This window comes from Thermosporothrix hazakensis (assembly GCF_003253565.1).
GTDB classification, from domain to species: Bacteria; Chloroflexota; Ktedonobacteria; order Ktedonobacterales; family Ktedonobacteraceae; genus Thermosporothrix; species Thermosporothrix hazakensis.
The window spans coordinates 1,085,853-1,100,293 of sequence record NZ_QKUF01000001.1; the positions used below are offsets into that span (position 1 = coordinate 1,085,853).

At 53.9% G+C, this 14,441-nt stretch carries 8 protein-coding genes; 3 read left to right on the forward strand and 5 right to left on the reverse strand.

The annotated features are described in order from the left end of the window. The first annotated feature begins 234 nt into the window (after window positions 1-234). Together EI42_RS04645 and EI42_RS04650 are read left to right on the forward strand one after the other, a co-directional pair. Window positions 235-3,114: an FtsX-like permease family protein gene (locus EI42_RS04645; RefSeq protein ID WP_111319270.1), complete on the forward strand. Its 2,880-nt coding sequence runs from the start codon at window positions 235-237 to the stop codon at window positions 3,112-3,114. 15 nt (window positions 3,115-3,129) lie between these two features. Then, a complete protein-coding gene (locus EI42_RS04650; protein ID WP_111319272.1) occupies window positions 3,130-6,108 on the forward strand; it encodes an FtsX-like permease family protein in 2,979 nt (992 codons plus the stop codon). A 71-nt stretch (window positions 6,109-6,179) separates the two neighbouring features. Here EI42_RS04650 and EI42_RS04655 read toward each other — a convergent pair whose 3' ends face one another. The 4 genes from EI42_RS04655 to EI42_RS04670 form a co-directional block, all read right to left on the reverse strand. Beyond that, window positions 6,180-6,761 (reverse strand): hypothetical protein, encoded by a 582-nt coding sequence (locus EI42_RS04655; RefSeq protein ID WP_137686115.1) that lies wholly within the window; start codon window positions 6,759-6,761, stop codon window positions 6,180-6,182. 9 nt (window positions 6,762-6,770) lie between these two features. Next, a complete protein-coding gene (locus EI42_RS04660) occupies window positions 6,771-7,811 on the reverse strand; it encodes a hypothetical protein (protein WP_111319276.1) in 1,041 nt (346 codons plus the stop codon). A gap of 161 nt (window positions 7,812-7,972) precedes the next feature. Continuing rightward, a complete protein-coding gene (locus tag EI42_RS04665) occupies window positions 7,973-10,357 on the reverse strand; it encodes a transglutaminase TgpA family protein (RefSeq protein WP_246046398.1) in 2,385 nt (794 codons plus the stop codon). A 239-nt stretch (window positions 10,358-10,596) separates the two neighbouring features. After that, a complete protein-coding gene (locus tag EI42_RS04670; RefSeq protein ID WP_111319280.1) occupies window positions 10,597-11,958 on the reverse strand; it encodes an MFS transporter in 1,362 nt (453 codons plus the stop codon). 236 nt (window positions 11,959-12,194) lie between these two features. Here EI42_RS04670 and EI42_RS04675 point away from each other — a divergent pair, with 236 nt between their 5' ends. After that, window positions 12,195-12,488, forward strand: coding sequence for a GlsB/YeaQ/YmgE family stress response membrane protein (locus EI42_RS04675; protein ID WP_111319282.1), 294 nt, complete (start codon window positions 12,195-12,197; stop codon window positions 12,486-12,488). Between the two features lie 73 nt (window positions 12,489-12,561). On the opposite strand, the gene EI42_RS04680 is transcribed toward EI42_RS04675, so the two are convergent. Then, window positions 12,562-14,397 carry a S8 family peptidase gene (locus EI42_RS04680; protein ID WP_170142351.1) on the reverse strand — a complete coding sequence of 612 codons (1,836 nt, stop codon included), beginning with the start codon at window positions 14,395-14,397 and terminating at the stop codon, window positions 12,562-12,564. Window positions 14,398-14,441: the final 44 nt, after the last annotated feature.

The window sequence follows — 14,441 nt, forward strand, 5'->3', positions numbered from 1 at the left end:
ATTTAAGCATTTCTATCCTCCTTTTCATGAAAATCATGCTGCTTCTTCTATGGCTCTCCGAGATACCTTCCCTCGCTGAATTTCTGGAAAGAATACTGCTCTTGCATAAGAAATTGACATATATCTATCATCAAGGTAGACTTGTAGTTGCCTTTCGGTATTCTTTCACATTGTTCATCCTTTTTATTACCTGTAATAAATAGCATTCTTTGTCGCATATAAGGAATTTTATAAATGAAAAGATCTAAATGGCCTCTTGCTTCAACATGGGCGGCAATTTTTGTCCTCACAGGGTGGCGTTTGCGGAAAACAGGACCACTGCTGGCAATCACAGGATTGGGAATGATCGCGGCCTCGTTCGTTATCTGTGCGATCCCCCTCTTGACACAGACTATTTTTCGGCTGGGGTTGCCCGAGGCCACCATTACCCTGCATGCCACCGCAGGAACACTCTCAGCGGCCCGGATGGCCCAGATCCAGCAACAGCTGACCCAACCCCTTCAACGCAATCTAACGGATTGGCTTACGGTGCCCCCGACGCTCTCACTTGAAACGAGCAGTACCAGAGTACTTGCACCATCAACGTCGCACCCGTATACCATGAGCCTGATAGGAGCCTCCGGAGAGCAGGCCAGGCCGCACCTGACGATTCTTGAGGGTCGGCTTCCCCGCATCTCAGCGGACGCACTCGAAGTCGTGCTTCATCCGTCTGTTGCCACTCAGCTTCAACTCAGGCCTGGAGCGACACTGACCTTGCGCTATCTGCTGCTAGTGCCGGGCACACATGTCGGCACTCCAGCGACACTGACCTTGCGCGTCGTCGGAATCTTTCTTCCTGCGGCAAGCGATCCCTATTGGCAAAATACCACGTTCGCCTATCAGCCAGATACCTCCCTGACCGCATTGACCGAGAATACAGCGCTGGCTAACGCGATCGATACGCTGACGCGATCAGGAACAATGACGCTTCCAGAGCCGATTCATCTCTACTGGCGTTATCCGGTTGTGCTCCAGCGCCTTGAGAATACAGAACAGCTCAACGAACTTTTGACGCGCTATCACATAACCGGGGAACAACTGAAAAGCAGCGACAGCAGCCTGACCGAGAAGCCTCCTTTCCTTCAGCAACGTGAGCTACGCTCGGCAGCCTTTGGCACAGCAGGCAAGCCCGGCACCCTCTCAATCTACCGCGATCAACTTCAAGTAGTGCAGCTCCCACTTTTTGTCCTCGCGGTTCAGATAACAGCGCTGATCCTCTTCTTTGTGGCGATCATGACTGAACTGTTACTCGAGCAACAGGACGAGGCGCTCGCGCTGCTGCACAGCCGTGGTGCAACCCGGCTTCAGCTTTTCGGCACGCTCCTGCTTCAGGTCTGTGGCCCCGCGATCCTGGCGCTACTGCTTGGGCCGCTCCTTGCGCTGCTCGCGGTCAGATCGCTTGTACAATGGCTCTTTAGCTCGCAGTTGCGTCTCGGAATAGATACCCTGCTCACGATCGCGCCTTATAACCTTGTCGTGATTCTGCTCACGATGGGGATCATGCTTCTGGTCAGTTCTCGTTCGCTACGGCTGGATATCCTGGTGCTCCGTCGCGAGACCAGTCGTACCAAACAGCGCCCCCTCTGGCAGACCCTCTATCTGGATATTGTCGCCGGGCTGCTTGCCTTCATTATCACCCTCATTTCGCAGTATCTGCACTCGGTCGGCATCTCCAATTCCACCGCAGATGTCTTACTGACAACTCCGCTGACGCTGCTTACCCCTATTTTTCTGGCGCTGGCAGTCCTGCTCTTCGCGTTGCGCCTGTATCCCCTTGTCCTGCGCTTCTGTGCGCAGCTCGCCCAACATGCCACTGGCGCGATCCCTTCGCTGGCCCTGGCTCAACTGGCCCGAGCCCCCGGGCGATTTGTCAGAACATCGCTGTTGCTGGCCTTTGCTATCGCCCTCGGCATCTTTACACAGGTATTTGCAGCGACCCATACCCGGCACAGTAACGACGTCGCTGCCTACCTCAGCAGTTCCTCGATCAGCGGCCCCATCAGCGAGCAGGCAATGCGCAATCAGTGTGCAAATCATCCGCAGACGACACCAGAGACGCTGCAAGCCGTTACGCTACTCTATCGCTCACTCCCAGGAGTACAGGTGGCCTCGGTGGGCTATCGGGAAGAACTCTCGCTACCCTCGGATCTGAACACACCATCAGTCGTGCTTCAGGCAATTGATACGGACACATTTCTCCCTACCGTTCATTGGCCATTGGAGCAACCTGTATCGCTCCTTCAGCAGCAACAGGGACCATTTCTGCCAGCAATTGTCGACCGCCAGCTTCAGCGCAGCCTGCAACTCACCCTGCACCATACGTTTACGCTGACCACCAGTTCCAAAACACGCACCTTCTTCGTGGCCGGCATTGTTGAGCGCATCCCACCCCTCAATGACGGAGACAATGCCACACAGGCCGGGCTGCTCGTTGACTACACTCGCTATGCAACTGGCATCACCTTACAACCAAACTATGTCTGGCTCGCCACAGAGGAGCGCCCGGAGACACTGACACGCATCCGTAGAGCGCTCACAAGCAACCCACAGCTCCAGCTCGACGCGCTCTATGATCGCACTGCGCTTCAAAACGCTCTGCACACCAACCCATTGATCCTCAACCTGCTGGCTTTGCTCGCACTGGGCACACCACTGGCACTCGGGCTGGCGCTCTTCGGCAATCTGGTCGCGGCCAGCCTGAGCGCCCAAAACCGCCTTGTGCATTTCTCTGTTTTGCGAGCGCTAGGGACCTCTACACGCCAGATAACCGCTATGCTGCTCTGGGAACAGACCTTCTTATATGGCACCGGGCTCCTTCCGGGACTCAGCTTCGGGCTCTTCCTCGCCTGGACCATCGCTCCGGCGCTGGCACAGACAATCTTGCTCGATCCCACCAGCACGCGCATAGATCTGTTCACGCTACAACACCTGCTCCCAGCACGTCCTGTCTTTCCCGCGACGCTCTGGCTCTCTGTCTCCCTACTTGTGCCGCTATACATCGCGGCTCTGTTGTTGATGCTTCGACTGACCACCCGAGCCGATATGCCCGCCACGCTCCGATATAATGCAGATTGAAAAGGAAGAAACAGTATGCAACAGAATAAGCGGTTTGAGAAAATGAAGGCCAGCCTGATTCTCGCGAAGTGGCAGCTCCGCCCTTCCCTGCATTCCCTCGCGTTGACGGGTCTGGGAATGCTCTGCGCGATTGTGCTCACCTGTGTGGCACCACTTCTGACCGAAGTGATGCGACTGGCAGTTCTACGGGAGGCGATTCAGGCACAACCTGAAACCCCCTATCTCTCTATTCAAATCGAAACGCAGCGCTACACAAATGAGTGGACAGCTCAGGAACTTCAGGGCCTTGTTTCAAAGGCCTCACAAGGGATCAGCCCGTTTCTGGCATCCACGCCACCCACACCCTTTCTGACAGCTATCAGCAGAAGAGCATCCGGTGCGCCATACAAGCTCATTGGCACCTCTATAACCGAGGCAGCGCCCCATCTGACGCTCTTCGAAGGAAGATTACCTCGTCAAACCACCCGGGGAATCGAAATCGCGCTCCACAAGCAGACAGCGGCACAGCTCGGGCTGCACATTGGAGAGACACTACTGCTTCGTTTTCAGCTTATCCAAAGAGAAAACGCACAACCAGTATCCAGCCAACCCATCAGGCTAACTGTTGTTGGACTGTTCACCGCAGATCCAAATGACGCCTTCTGGCATAATCAGCCCCTCGCCCTCACCCCACCACCACAGCAAGAAGAGCCGTCCTATTACCCTCTGCTCGCCGATCGCCTTGCGCTTGAAAAGGCGCTCTTCACAGCATGTGGACAGAATACCTTCAGCGCCGAATCCTTCTCACTGAACTGGTATTATCGGCTTGACCCTCAACGGATTACCAGCCAGAATACCACTCAATTTGAGCACAGTGTGACACATCTCCCTGAGCACGTCTACACCACCTTTCAGAGCTTTCTAAACGCTGAGGAGGAAAGTTCCTATACCCATCTGCCTACCCGCAGTACAGCAGTGGCAGCCGGAAAGCTTCTGCCTACCACGCAAACACCCGGTCTGCTGCTGCTCTATACACTCCGGCTGCAACAGGCCATTCCTTCAACCACCGCTCTTCTGCTTCAGCTTCTGGTCCTTGCCCTGATCTTTCTTGCTATCACGGTAACGATGCAGGTTGAGCACAAGGCCGAAACAATCGCCCTTCTTCGGAGTCGGGGGGCCAGCCGCTGGCAGATCTTTATCATCTTCGGGACACAAAACGCACCCCTTATCCTGCTCACACTTCTGCTTGGTGTCCCGCTCTCCTTCGGGATCACGGATCTGCTGATACGGCTCGGGATGAGTCAGAACGCTCCGCTTGACGCCGTCTGGACCAACCCACTCAGCACGTTTCTCATACCAGTTCGATGGCTCCTCATCACGATCTGTTTGCTGCTCGGAACCCTGTTCTTCACGCTCTATCGTGCAACCAGCCGTGATATGCTCACGGTGCGTCAAACTGCCAGCCGTCCGAGACAGAAGCCGCTCTGGCAGCGGTTGCATCTGGATATGTCTGCAGGCATTGTGGCGCTGAGCGGCTATGGGATGACATTCTCTCTTCTGCACAGCAATGTGCTTGATCCGGGCACATACTATCTGATCGGGAGGCCCCTGGCCTTGATCGCACCCTATTTTCTGGTTGTGGGCTGCCTGCTCCTTTTTTTGCGTCTCTATCCCTTTCTCCTTCGATGGGGTTCACGACTGGCAATTCGTGGGCGCGGAGCAGAACATATGCTGGCGTTGACCCATATTGCACGCTCACCGGGCCCGTTTCTGCGTATGAGCCTCTTACTGGCTGTTGTAACAGCATTAAGCCTCTTTGGACAGATCGTCACGGCATCGCAGCATCATTACATTGAGCATCAGGCGATGCTAGCAACGGGAGCCGATTTCAGCGGTACAACTGAACTGCATCCGCTTCTCGGGACTTCTCTTCAACAGCTCGGGCAACCTTATCGCGAGATTCCCGGAGTGCAGGCAGTCTCGCTGGCCTTTAAACAGGAATTCCCTTCACAGGAAGCAGGCAACGCACAGCAAACAGATATAACCGTCTTTGCCGTTGATACCGATACCTTCGCACAGACCGTTCAGCTTCCCGACAGCACAAGCCTGATCCAGCAGCTTCGGGCACAGCGCATTCTCCCCGAGCGAGCCCGGAACACACCTCTACCGGTTATCATCAATCAGGCGTTTCAGGACAGAACCCACCTGACCCCCGGCACACCCTTTATGCTAAAGCTCGATAGTGCAACCGGCCTACCCTGTATCGTTCTGGCAGTCATCCCTCGCCTGCCAGAGCTGAACGATCTGCCAGGCACGTCAACAGCCGCTAATGGCCTGCTCACCGACTTTCATAGCCTGGCCGCCATCCTTGCCCGACAGCACAACCGTTCTCTGAGCATCAATCACATCTGGCTCAAAACGGATCATGCGCCGCAGATACTACAGGAAATTCGCACTCGACTATCCAACGGTCCAACCCGGCTCTTTCCGCTAAAGGATCGCATAGCGGAACTGGAAACGCTGCAAAAAGATCCACTCTATATCCAGGTTATCAGCCTGCTGTCGCTCGGAACCCTGGTAATGCTCCTGCTGGCATTTCTCGGGAATGTGCAGGCCGCACAACAACAGGCACGCTCCCGCATGACGCATTTTGCCCTGCTACGGGCCCTGGGCACAGCCCCAGGACAGCTTCTCCGTGTGCTCCTCTGGGAACAGGGCATCCTTTATAGCATAGGGGTGCTGCTTGGCCTCGTGGTTGGTCTCTTTCTGGCATTTACCACCCTGCCCTATCTGCTCCCGGCAGCAATCAATTACGCCTCTTTCACCAACATCAGCACAACGAAGGAGTTCTTCAGCATGCTCAACAGTGGTGCGGCAATCTCAGTCATCATTCCCCCTGAGATCTGGCTTCCTCTGCTGGCTCTACTCGGGATCAGCCTGCTTGTCCTCTTGCTGACTGTCAGCACCATCATCCGCGCCTCGCTCCATACGGTCTTGCGCTTGAACGCTGACTAAAAAGAAGAAGAGAGAGCAAACTCACTCTCTCTTCTACACCTCGCGAGAACAGATATCCTGTCCTCTGGCTCCTAGCGCTCTGGTACCACTATCGTTGGAATCGGTGGTACCGTTGGATCAGCAATAAAAAGGGGGTCCGGCACAGAAGGAATATCTGGTACACGAATGATCGGTCCCGGTTCGGGCTCTTTTTTCTTCTTCCCGGGATCGGGGGCAGGTGGTTTCCGCTCAGGAGTGACGTGTGAAGGTCCCGGCGTCGGCGTCGGGAGCGCGATGGGCGGCCGCTCCTGCTCAACCGGTAGTGTCGCGATTGGCTCAGGAGTCGCGACCGGGAACACCACCTGAGCAGGCGGGGGAACGACCACCTCCGCAGGCGTCGTCGCCACCGCGCGCGGCTGCACAGGAAGCAGCGTCAGTGAGCGCCGCATCTCGCTTTCGTTACGGGGCACAATTTGCAGCTTGCTCTTCTGTTGCGTCATGGTAATGACCTGTATCGGCTCGACGCTTCTGAGCGGAAAGAACATCTGCCAGAAGGTATAGCATATCATCGGCCCAACACACAGACATCCACCAAGCACGGCGTAAAAGAAGCGTTCTTTCAACCCTCCTCGCTGCTTTTCCTGATTCCACAATGCCATTACTGTATCTATCATAGCTCACCCTCAGAATTTGTCCGGTAGCGAACTGAGTCGTCTCACCCGGCGTCCAGCGACCTCATGTTCATCCGTTGAGAGCAGATCACCAGAAAGCGCATCCGTTCTAGGCTGACGCTCTTCTCCAGATGAAAAAGAGAACACCTGACGAACGGAGGTGCCACGCCACGGCGAGAGCCGTTGATTGATATGCTGCACTTGCTGGAAACGCTGTACAATCGTTTCCAGATACATCAGAAATTCTAGCGGGCGCTTCACCGCAAACAGCTCACGCTTTGACCAGTGTTCCGCCGTAAACGCGATGGCCCCCTGAAGCTCCGTTACCTCAACCAGGCGTCCATAACCAAGCACAATCTGACATTTGCGTCCAAAATAAATCAAGCGCTCGCTGGTCAGGATCAGCTTGCCATGATCCCGTGCAGGATAACGCTGTATCTGTGCGTCCGGGGGGATCTCATCACAAAGCGTCACATCAGCGCTATAATGGGCATACTCCCCGGGCAGAAGGCGTACCGGGACGGGAACACGTGGCAAGGTCTCTTGCTGCAAGCGTAACCTCAATTGTTCAACATCAAAGCCATACTCGCGAAGCGAGCGCTCTGACTGTAAACGCTGTTTCCTCCGCTCACGCAACTCTTGATATCGATGCAACCAGTGGGACACCTGAACGGGCCCTCGCTCTTCGGTGGTTGCCGCTTTGCGCATTCGGGAAAAGCTTCGGATCGGCTGATCTGCGGTCGTCACCATTCGCCGCGGGCGAGAGCGATAGACGTTCCGGCGTGACGTCGACACATACCTATGTAAATATTCAGCGATTCGGCGGGCTTCCTCAACCGCAGCGATACCACGCACTATGACCATGGACGAGCGAAAGCGTAGTTCAAGTCGAGCCGAGGCGATACCCAAAATGCGAAAGTAGCGAGCCCGTACCTGAAGTAAATCCGTGAGTGCATAGCGCTTTCCATGTAAATCGAGGTGGTCTTGATAGAGGCTCAAGCGGCGTCCCCATCCATAGTGACAGACGATGAGCGGTACAGAACGCTTGGTCATACTCCCCCTCTCCACATCATCCCAAAAATTCCAGACGTCTCTTAATAGGGAGACGAAAAGAGTCAGCGAACGTAACATACATCAATACATCCGTACATAGGCAAGCACCCGTATAACACACAAAAAAAAGAGGCACATCAATGATATGCCTCTGTCATTTTCTACTTTGTGCGTCTCAGCCACTTCCGCTTGAAAAGCTGCCAGTGGAGATCTCGCAATGCTGAATGTATCTGCTCGGCCTCTTCCGGTCGAGCGGCTCCTTTACCCCAGCGCTCACGCACAAACAGCTCGGTTAAACGCCAGAGATACGGCGCTTTCTGTGGTACCTGCTGCCCCAGCGCCCTACTATACTCATACGGCGTCTGCCAGGGCTTCGGTGCAAAGCCGACCCGACCGGCTAACCAGCAGAGCCGCCAATAGACGCCAGCAATTGGTGAGCTACCCGCATAGAGCCTGCGCCACCAGAGAGAGCACAGCGCGACCACTCCCGCTACCAGAGAAATACCCAGTGTGAGCAGGATCAGCACGGTCAACAGGACGGAGACTGCGGGATTGTCCCTCTCGTCTTGAGACTCTGACGAATTGGGCTTCTCTACTTGCGGTTGCTTGGTTGGCGCCTCTTTCTGCGTGACCTGGGTTGCGGTGGCTATCTGCGTCGGAACGGCCGGCTGCGTTGACTCCGGTGGAGAAATCACAAGCGACTGCGACCCATCACCCGAGAAGCCCGGCGTTGGATCAAAGTTTACCCAACCATACTGCGGGAAATAGGCCTGTACCCAGCTATGGGCATCGCTCCCATTCACAACCCAGGCCTTGCGCTGTGAATCATAGTGGCCGGGGCTAAAACCATTTGCCATCCGCGTCGGGATATGCAGCATACGAGCCATCACAATCATGGCGCTGGCATAGTAGGTACAATACCCGACTCGCGTTTGCAGCAACCAATCAACAACATTGGTATTCGATGGAATAGGTGTATTTTCTATAGAATAGGTAAATTCGTTTCTATCACTTAGATGCTTCTCTATTTGCTTCAGAGCATCATAGGCATTGTGCGCCCCCTCGGTCCACGCTTGCATCTGCCTCTCCACCGCTGGCGAAAGATTGGGCGGAAGCTGGACATAGCCAGTGAGAAGCGCCTGATAGTAGCGATCTTGTTGCCAGAAGGATGAGTTCTGTGAAGGCAAAGGGACCGTTGAGAGGAGACGGGAATCCGAGACAGGCAGGATCGACTCCACTGTGTAACGCTCATCCTTCTGTAAGCGCTCCTCTTTCTCCCATGCGCTCATGGTCACATCAGATCGCACAATTGTAGGGATCGTGAAACGATGAGGTTGAGCAGGGGCAAAGACATAGTACTTCGGTCCAAGCGGCGGATTGAACATGGTGATATTCGTTGCGATGGTTGATGTTGAGCTATCATGCACAATATCGTCGGGTAGGGTCGCCCCCGCCGGGAAGTAGGCCGAAGAGAGCATTCCAGGTTCAATCGTCCAGGTGCGGCCATCGAAAACATTATACGTAAAGCCTTGCAGATATTGTGGCGCATTAGCGGTAGTGGTATAGGAAAGCACCTCACCAGTCGGCAGGCTGACAGAGCCAGTAATGGTCATCCGGTCACTAAAGAAGTTCGCGGGAGTCGCATTGAAGATATCCCCCAGATTCTCTGGCGTGATACGTCCAGAAACCACATTATTCCAGGCCGCATCCAGTCGTGCCCAGAACTCACGTCCCTGGGCAGGCTGAGCAACAATGGGCAGGAACCATGCCCCGAGAACCGCAAGCAGCGTTATTACCGAGGCAAATTGCATCCGACGCAGCGTCATTGCACGGAGCCAGGAACGGTCCGTATAGAGGCCGTCCTGTCTCCAATTGTAAATCTGCGCAGCTAGCTGAACCCGAGCGATCAGTAACGCGAGTGCTCCCGCCAGAATGACAACCAGATAGCTATAATCTGCCTTGACGTAGTTGAGATTTACCAGGATGATCGAGGCATAGACCAGCGCAACCAGCCAGGGCAAGCGGGCCCGATAGATCAGCCAGCTACCAAAGTAACCCAGGAAGTACGCCAGGAAAGCAAGGTAGAAGAAGAACAGACGCTCAATAGCCTCCATTGCCTGAAAGCCACCAATGAACGCCTGACGTGTCGTCTCTATCAAGGTTTGTATCGGTATATGATAGGCCAGCATACACGTCACCAGTACGGCCAATGTATGACCGAACAGGCAAGCCAACAAGTGCAGGACCGATTGCGGCACCTTCGACACTTTTGAGATTACCAATCCAACCAACAGGCCAACCGCCGGACAAATAAAGAGCAAAGTATCATGCCTGACCCAGTTTGCCGCAATGACCGAATACACAACACTATACAACGCAACTGCAAGCAGCACTAACGGAAGCCATCCTTCAGCAGGAGCCCACGAAAAAGAAAAGCGCTGAGGGGCAGGATATGCCGCCACGACAGGTTGAGAAAATAGCTGTGTTGATCGAGGTGGCTTACAATCTTCCGGTGGTATATCAGGTGGTCGTCGGGTGTCAAGCACGCTCAACTTTCCATACTCCTTACCATTGAAACGACAAGTCTATATTGACCAATAGAGATATGCATTGCCATACTATGCAGTATACCTTTTTCAGTGCGTTTCACTATCGCTTATTACAGGTATCAGGACTTTTTCTTTATTTATCAAGAGTAGTAGCAACCTTACCTTACCATATCAACCCAACCTAAAACAATAGCCCCCGAAGAGAGGGAGGAACGCTTCTCTTCAGGGGATAAGAGCTATGAGGATGACACAACCCTCCGCTTTCGCCCGAAGAACAGGAGCAACAGCGTCGCACTCAGGACAAGACATCCCGCGCCATACACAAAGGATGTGGAGAGACTGACGTGTTGCTGTAGCCAGCCCGCAATTGAAGGCCCAACGCTAAAGCCAATACTCCATGTTGTGGAATACAATCCAGCCAGCTTGGAACGATGGCGATTCGACACCTGCTCCATCGCAAAAGTTGCATATACCGGTTCAATAATCGTACGCAAAATCGAGCGGGCATATTCGCCCCCGATTGCTACCAACAGGGAAGGCGCAAAGCCGATCAATACCATCAAGGGCGCGCTGATATACTGCACCAGCGTCACGATGCGTATCTTCTCCCATCTCCTGGTCAGCAAGGGAGCCAACAACGAGAAGATACCACCCGCCAGACCCGAAAAAGTGAAGATCACGCCCAGTTCGCCCGGCAAAAGCTGAAACCGGATCACAAAGTAGATCTGTATCAGGGCAACCACAGCCCCTTCACCCATTGTAAAGAGCAAATCAGGAATCAGCAGCTTAACAAAGAGCCAGACCGGCAGCTTCTCCTGAGATGCTTTCGGTTCTGTAGACGCAACCACGGCCTCAGCAGCCCCTGGCTCCGGCACCGCAACCACCGTCTCAGCCGCTGGCGCCTCATCTACCGGCTTCGACTCCTTCAAGAGCCAGAGCGGCAAACCAAAAAGGAAAGTAAAGAGTGAGGCAGCAATCACACCCCAACGTAGCGGCTCCGGACTATTCGCGGGAACATGCAACAGGCCAGCAACAAACTCCGGGATTGCTCCTCCGAGAAGGTTACCCAGTGAACCAATGCCAAGCATCAGGAAACTGTTCAGAGCAATCACACCCACGCGCTGGTTTGCCGTCGTACTCTCGGTCAACAGAGGGAGATTCGTTACCCAGTATGCAGTTGACACCAAACCCTGAATCAGACTGAAGGCAAGCAACAACGGAGCCGACGTTACCAGACCTATGCAGACCAGAAAAAGCGGAGATAAAATAGCGCTGGCAAGCAGGATCGGCTTGCGCCCAAAACGGTCGGCCAGGAGGCCGGCAGGGAAAGCCCCCAGAAAAGCACCGATCGCTGGCATCGCACTAAAAATCCCGATGAATTCCTGCGTATACCCAAGACTGTATGCATAATAGTTAATTGTAAGTGTTGCGATCGTAAGCTGTAATCCTTTGCCCAGGGTGAATACAAGCAAAAGATACACATTACGAGGCAAATGAAGAAAAGAGGACAGAACTGAAAGAGGTGAAGAGCGGGTAGTGTGCGCCTCTCGACCCTTTATGGTGTGCTCTGTCTCAGGGTCTCTGGACACAGAGGACATACAAGTAATACTCCTGGACTCAGTATGATAACAAATATATGTATACAGTAACACACACGCTTGCACTCATACAATGGACAAAAGGTCAGTTTCTCAGCTCTGCCATCCAGGCAAGCAATAAAATATAACCTCCGACATTGAATCCGCGTATATTGATAACAACAACATAGATAACAACACCCGGGAAACCGGGACACAAACAAGCCCCTATAGCACAAAGAGGAGCAAAGCACACAATGCAATTTCAAGGCATTCACATCGGCGTACTACTCCAACCAGGCGATATTATTGCCTGGTTACTGGTTGGTCTCATCTCTGGATATATTGCCAGCTTGCTCGTCCGAGGTCGAGGTCTGGGTTGTCTGGGTAATACGGTTGTCGGCCTGATCGGTGCGGTAATCGGGGGATACCTGGCCAGTGCCCTGAATATAGGCGGGACCTATCACTTCTGTGGAACCATCTTCATCTCATTCCTGGGAGCCGCCCTTCTGCTCGTCATCTTGAAATTACTGACAGGTGGTAGAAGCTAAAACAGCATGTTCGATACAAAGAGAGGCAAGATAGCGTGAACTATCCTGCCTCTTTCTTGTTTGCTTCCAGCGTTTAGCGTCCGAAGCGCGGTCGCTCGGGGCGGCACTGCGTGGCACGCAGCAGCGTTACCCCGAGTTCTGGCTGTGTGCTTAACGTTGTCCCGAATACCTCATGCTGACCGTGAGGATCGGTCAAGATCCATTGTACCTCGGCAGCAACGTGCCGTGCAGGCAACTGCAACGGTTGAATGTGTTCTAGAATGCGAGCGGCAACCGCACTGACAATCGGGGTGGCGAACGAGGTTCCCGACCAGAATGCCCAACAATGATTGTTCCCCTCATAGGCAGGCTCTGGGGGGTTCTTCGCTTCAAGTGCGGGATATCTGGACCCGGTATACACGCCAATCATCGCATCCGCAATCCCATACTCAATCTCGTTCAGGGTCGGCGAGCCACCGCCATAAGTCGCGATACCATTGCCCTTTGGCGGAATCTGTGGATAGTTTGAGTAGCGTGCCGCCCGCTCACGACGATCAACCGCACCCACCGCGATCACTTCCGGAAAGGCGGCCGGATATCGTGGGCCGATACGGGTCGGGGTGCTATCCGTATTGGAGTCATTGCCTGCTGCCCCGACAATGACCGCGCCAGACTCTACCAGGCGTTGAATTGCATGATGCAGCGGCGCCCGCAAGAGATTGATGTCATACATCATCTGCACATGCTCCTGAGGCGTGCAGGCACCGGCAGCATGCCAGTACTTAAAGAGATCCTCATCTGAAGGCGTCAGCACCAGGCTCAGATTAATGACGACCGGCTTGTTATGCAGATCACCCGGCTGGCCCGTGCGCGGATTAATTGGCTGCATGCGTGCATGAATGGCTTCCAGCGCATTGATAACCGTTAAACTATCACTCACGCCAAAATCGTTCAGTACCCGCACATACTCGATATCAGCATCTGGCGCCAGATCGCGCAGGATGCCAGTCACAAAGAGGCCATGATCTGGCATCGGGAAGCCATAGAGTTTCCCATAGATATCGCGTCCGGTGACGAGCTGATCATCCGCCCCCTCGCCAAGCTCTTCGGAAAGCTGCTGATAGTAGAATTTGATTGAGGGCGATTCCTCGCGGTTCATCTGTGCTGCGATCGTCTGCAAGAGCATATTGGAATCACCTGCACGTTGAGCCGCCTCGCGGATTGCCGCCTGTGGGTCTCCGGCTGTCGCAGGCATGGTATCCAGCACAAAGACCGTTACGCCTTTCCCCGTCTTCGTTTCAAGAGGGGTATTCTTCAATTCAGGCAGAGAAAGCGACCAGCTTCCTGGATGTTCTGGACAGCTATCCTCGACGGGCACCGGAAACGGAGGATAAACCGGGCTTCCATGAGAAATACACCCCTGAGGCGTAGCACCGCCCAACCAGTTTGGAGCCGCTGACACGATAGGAATACGCGCATGCTCACGCAATGCTTGCAGGTTCTGATTCAACATGTTGACCACACGACGAGATGGAGAGGTATCATATCCCGGCCCCTCAACATCCTGCAACTGATGGTGCATCTCCACCTCTTCTACCGCGAAGAAACCCACAACGGTGGTACCGGTTGAAGCAGGAGAACAGAAGAGACACTTTTTCATCGCATGCTTGAGTTCAGTATGTTGTTCATTGATTTGCGTATGGTCATGAGTATGAGTGTGAGAATGAGAAGAGCCCAGAGGGGCCAGTTTAAAACCGCGATTGATTAGAAAAGAGTTTAATTCATCAATATTCAGAGAATCAGCCACAACAGCCGTACCATGTGTATGAGGTACATCCGATTGAAACGTCACCACCAGTTCATGTTCAAACCAGTACATGACAGGAGCACTCCACCAGGGGGTAGACAAATGATAATGTTCTTCAGACATGTATTCCTCCAAATATTTCAATAACATTTTCGTTTAAATAAACG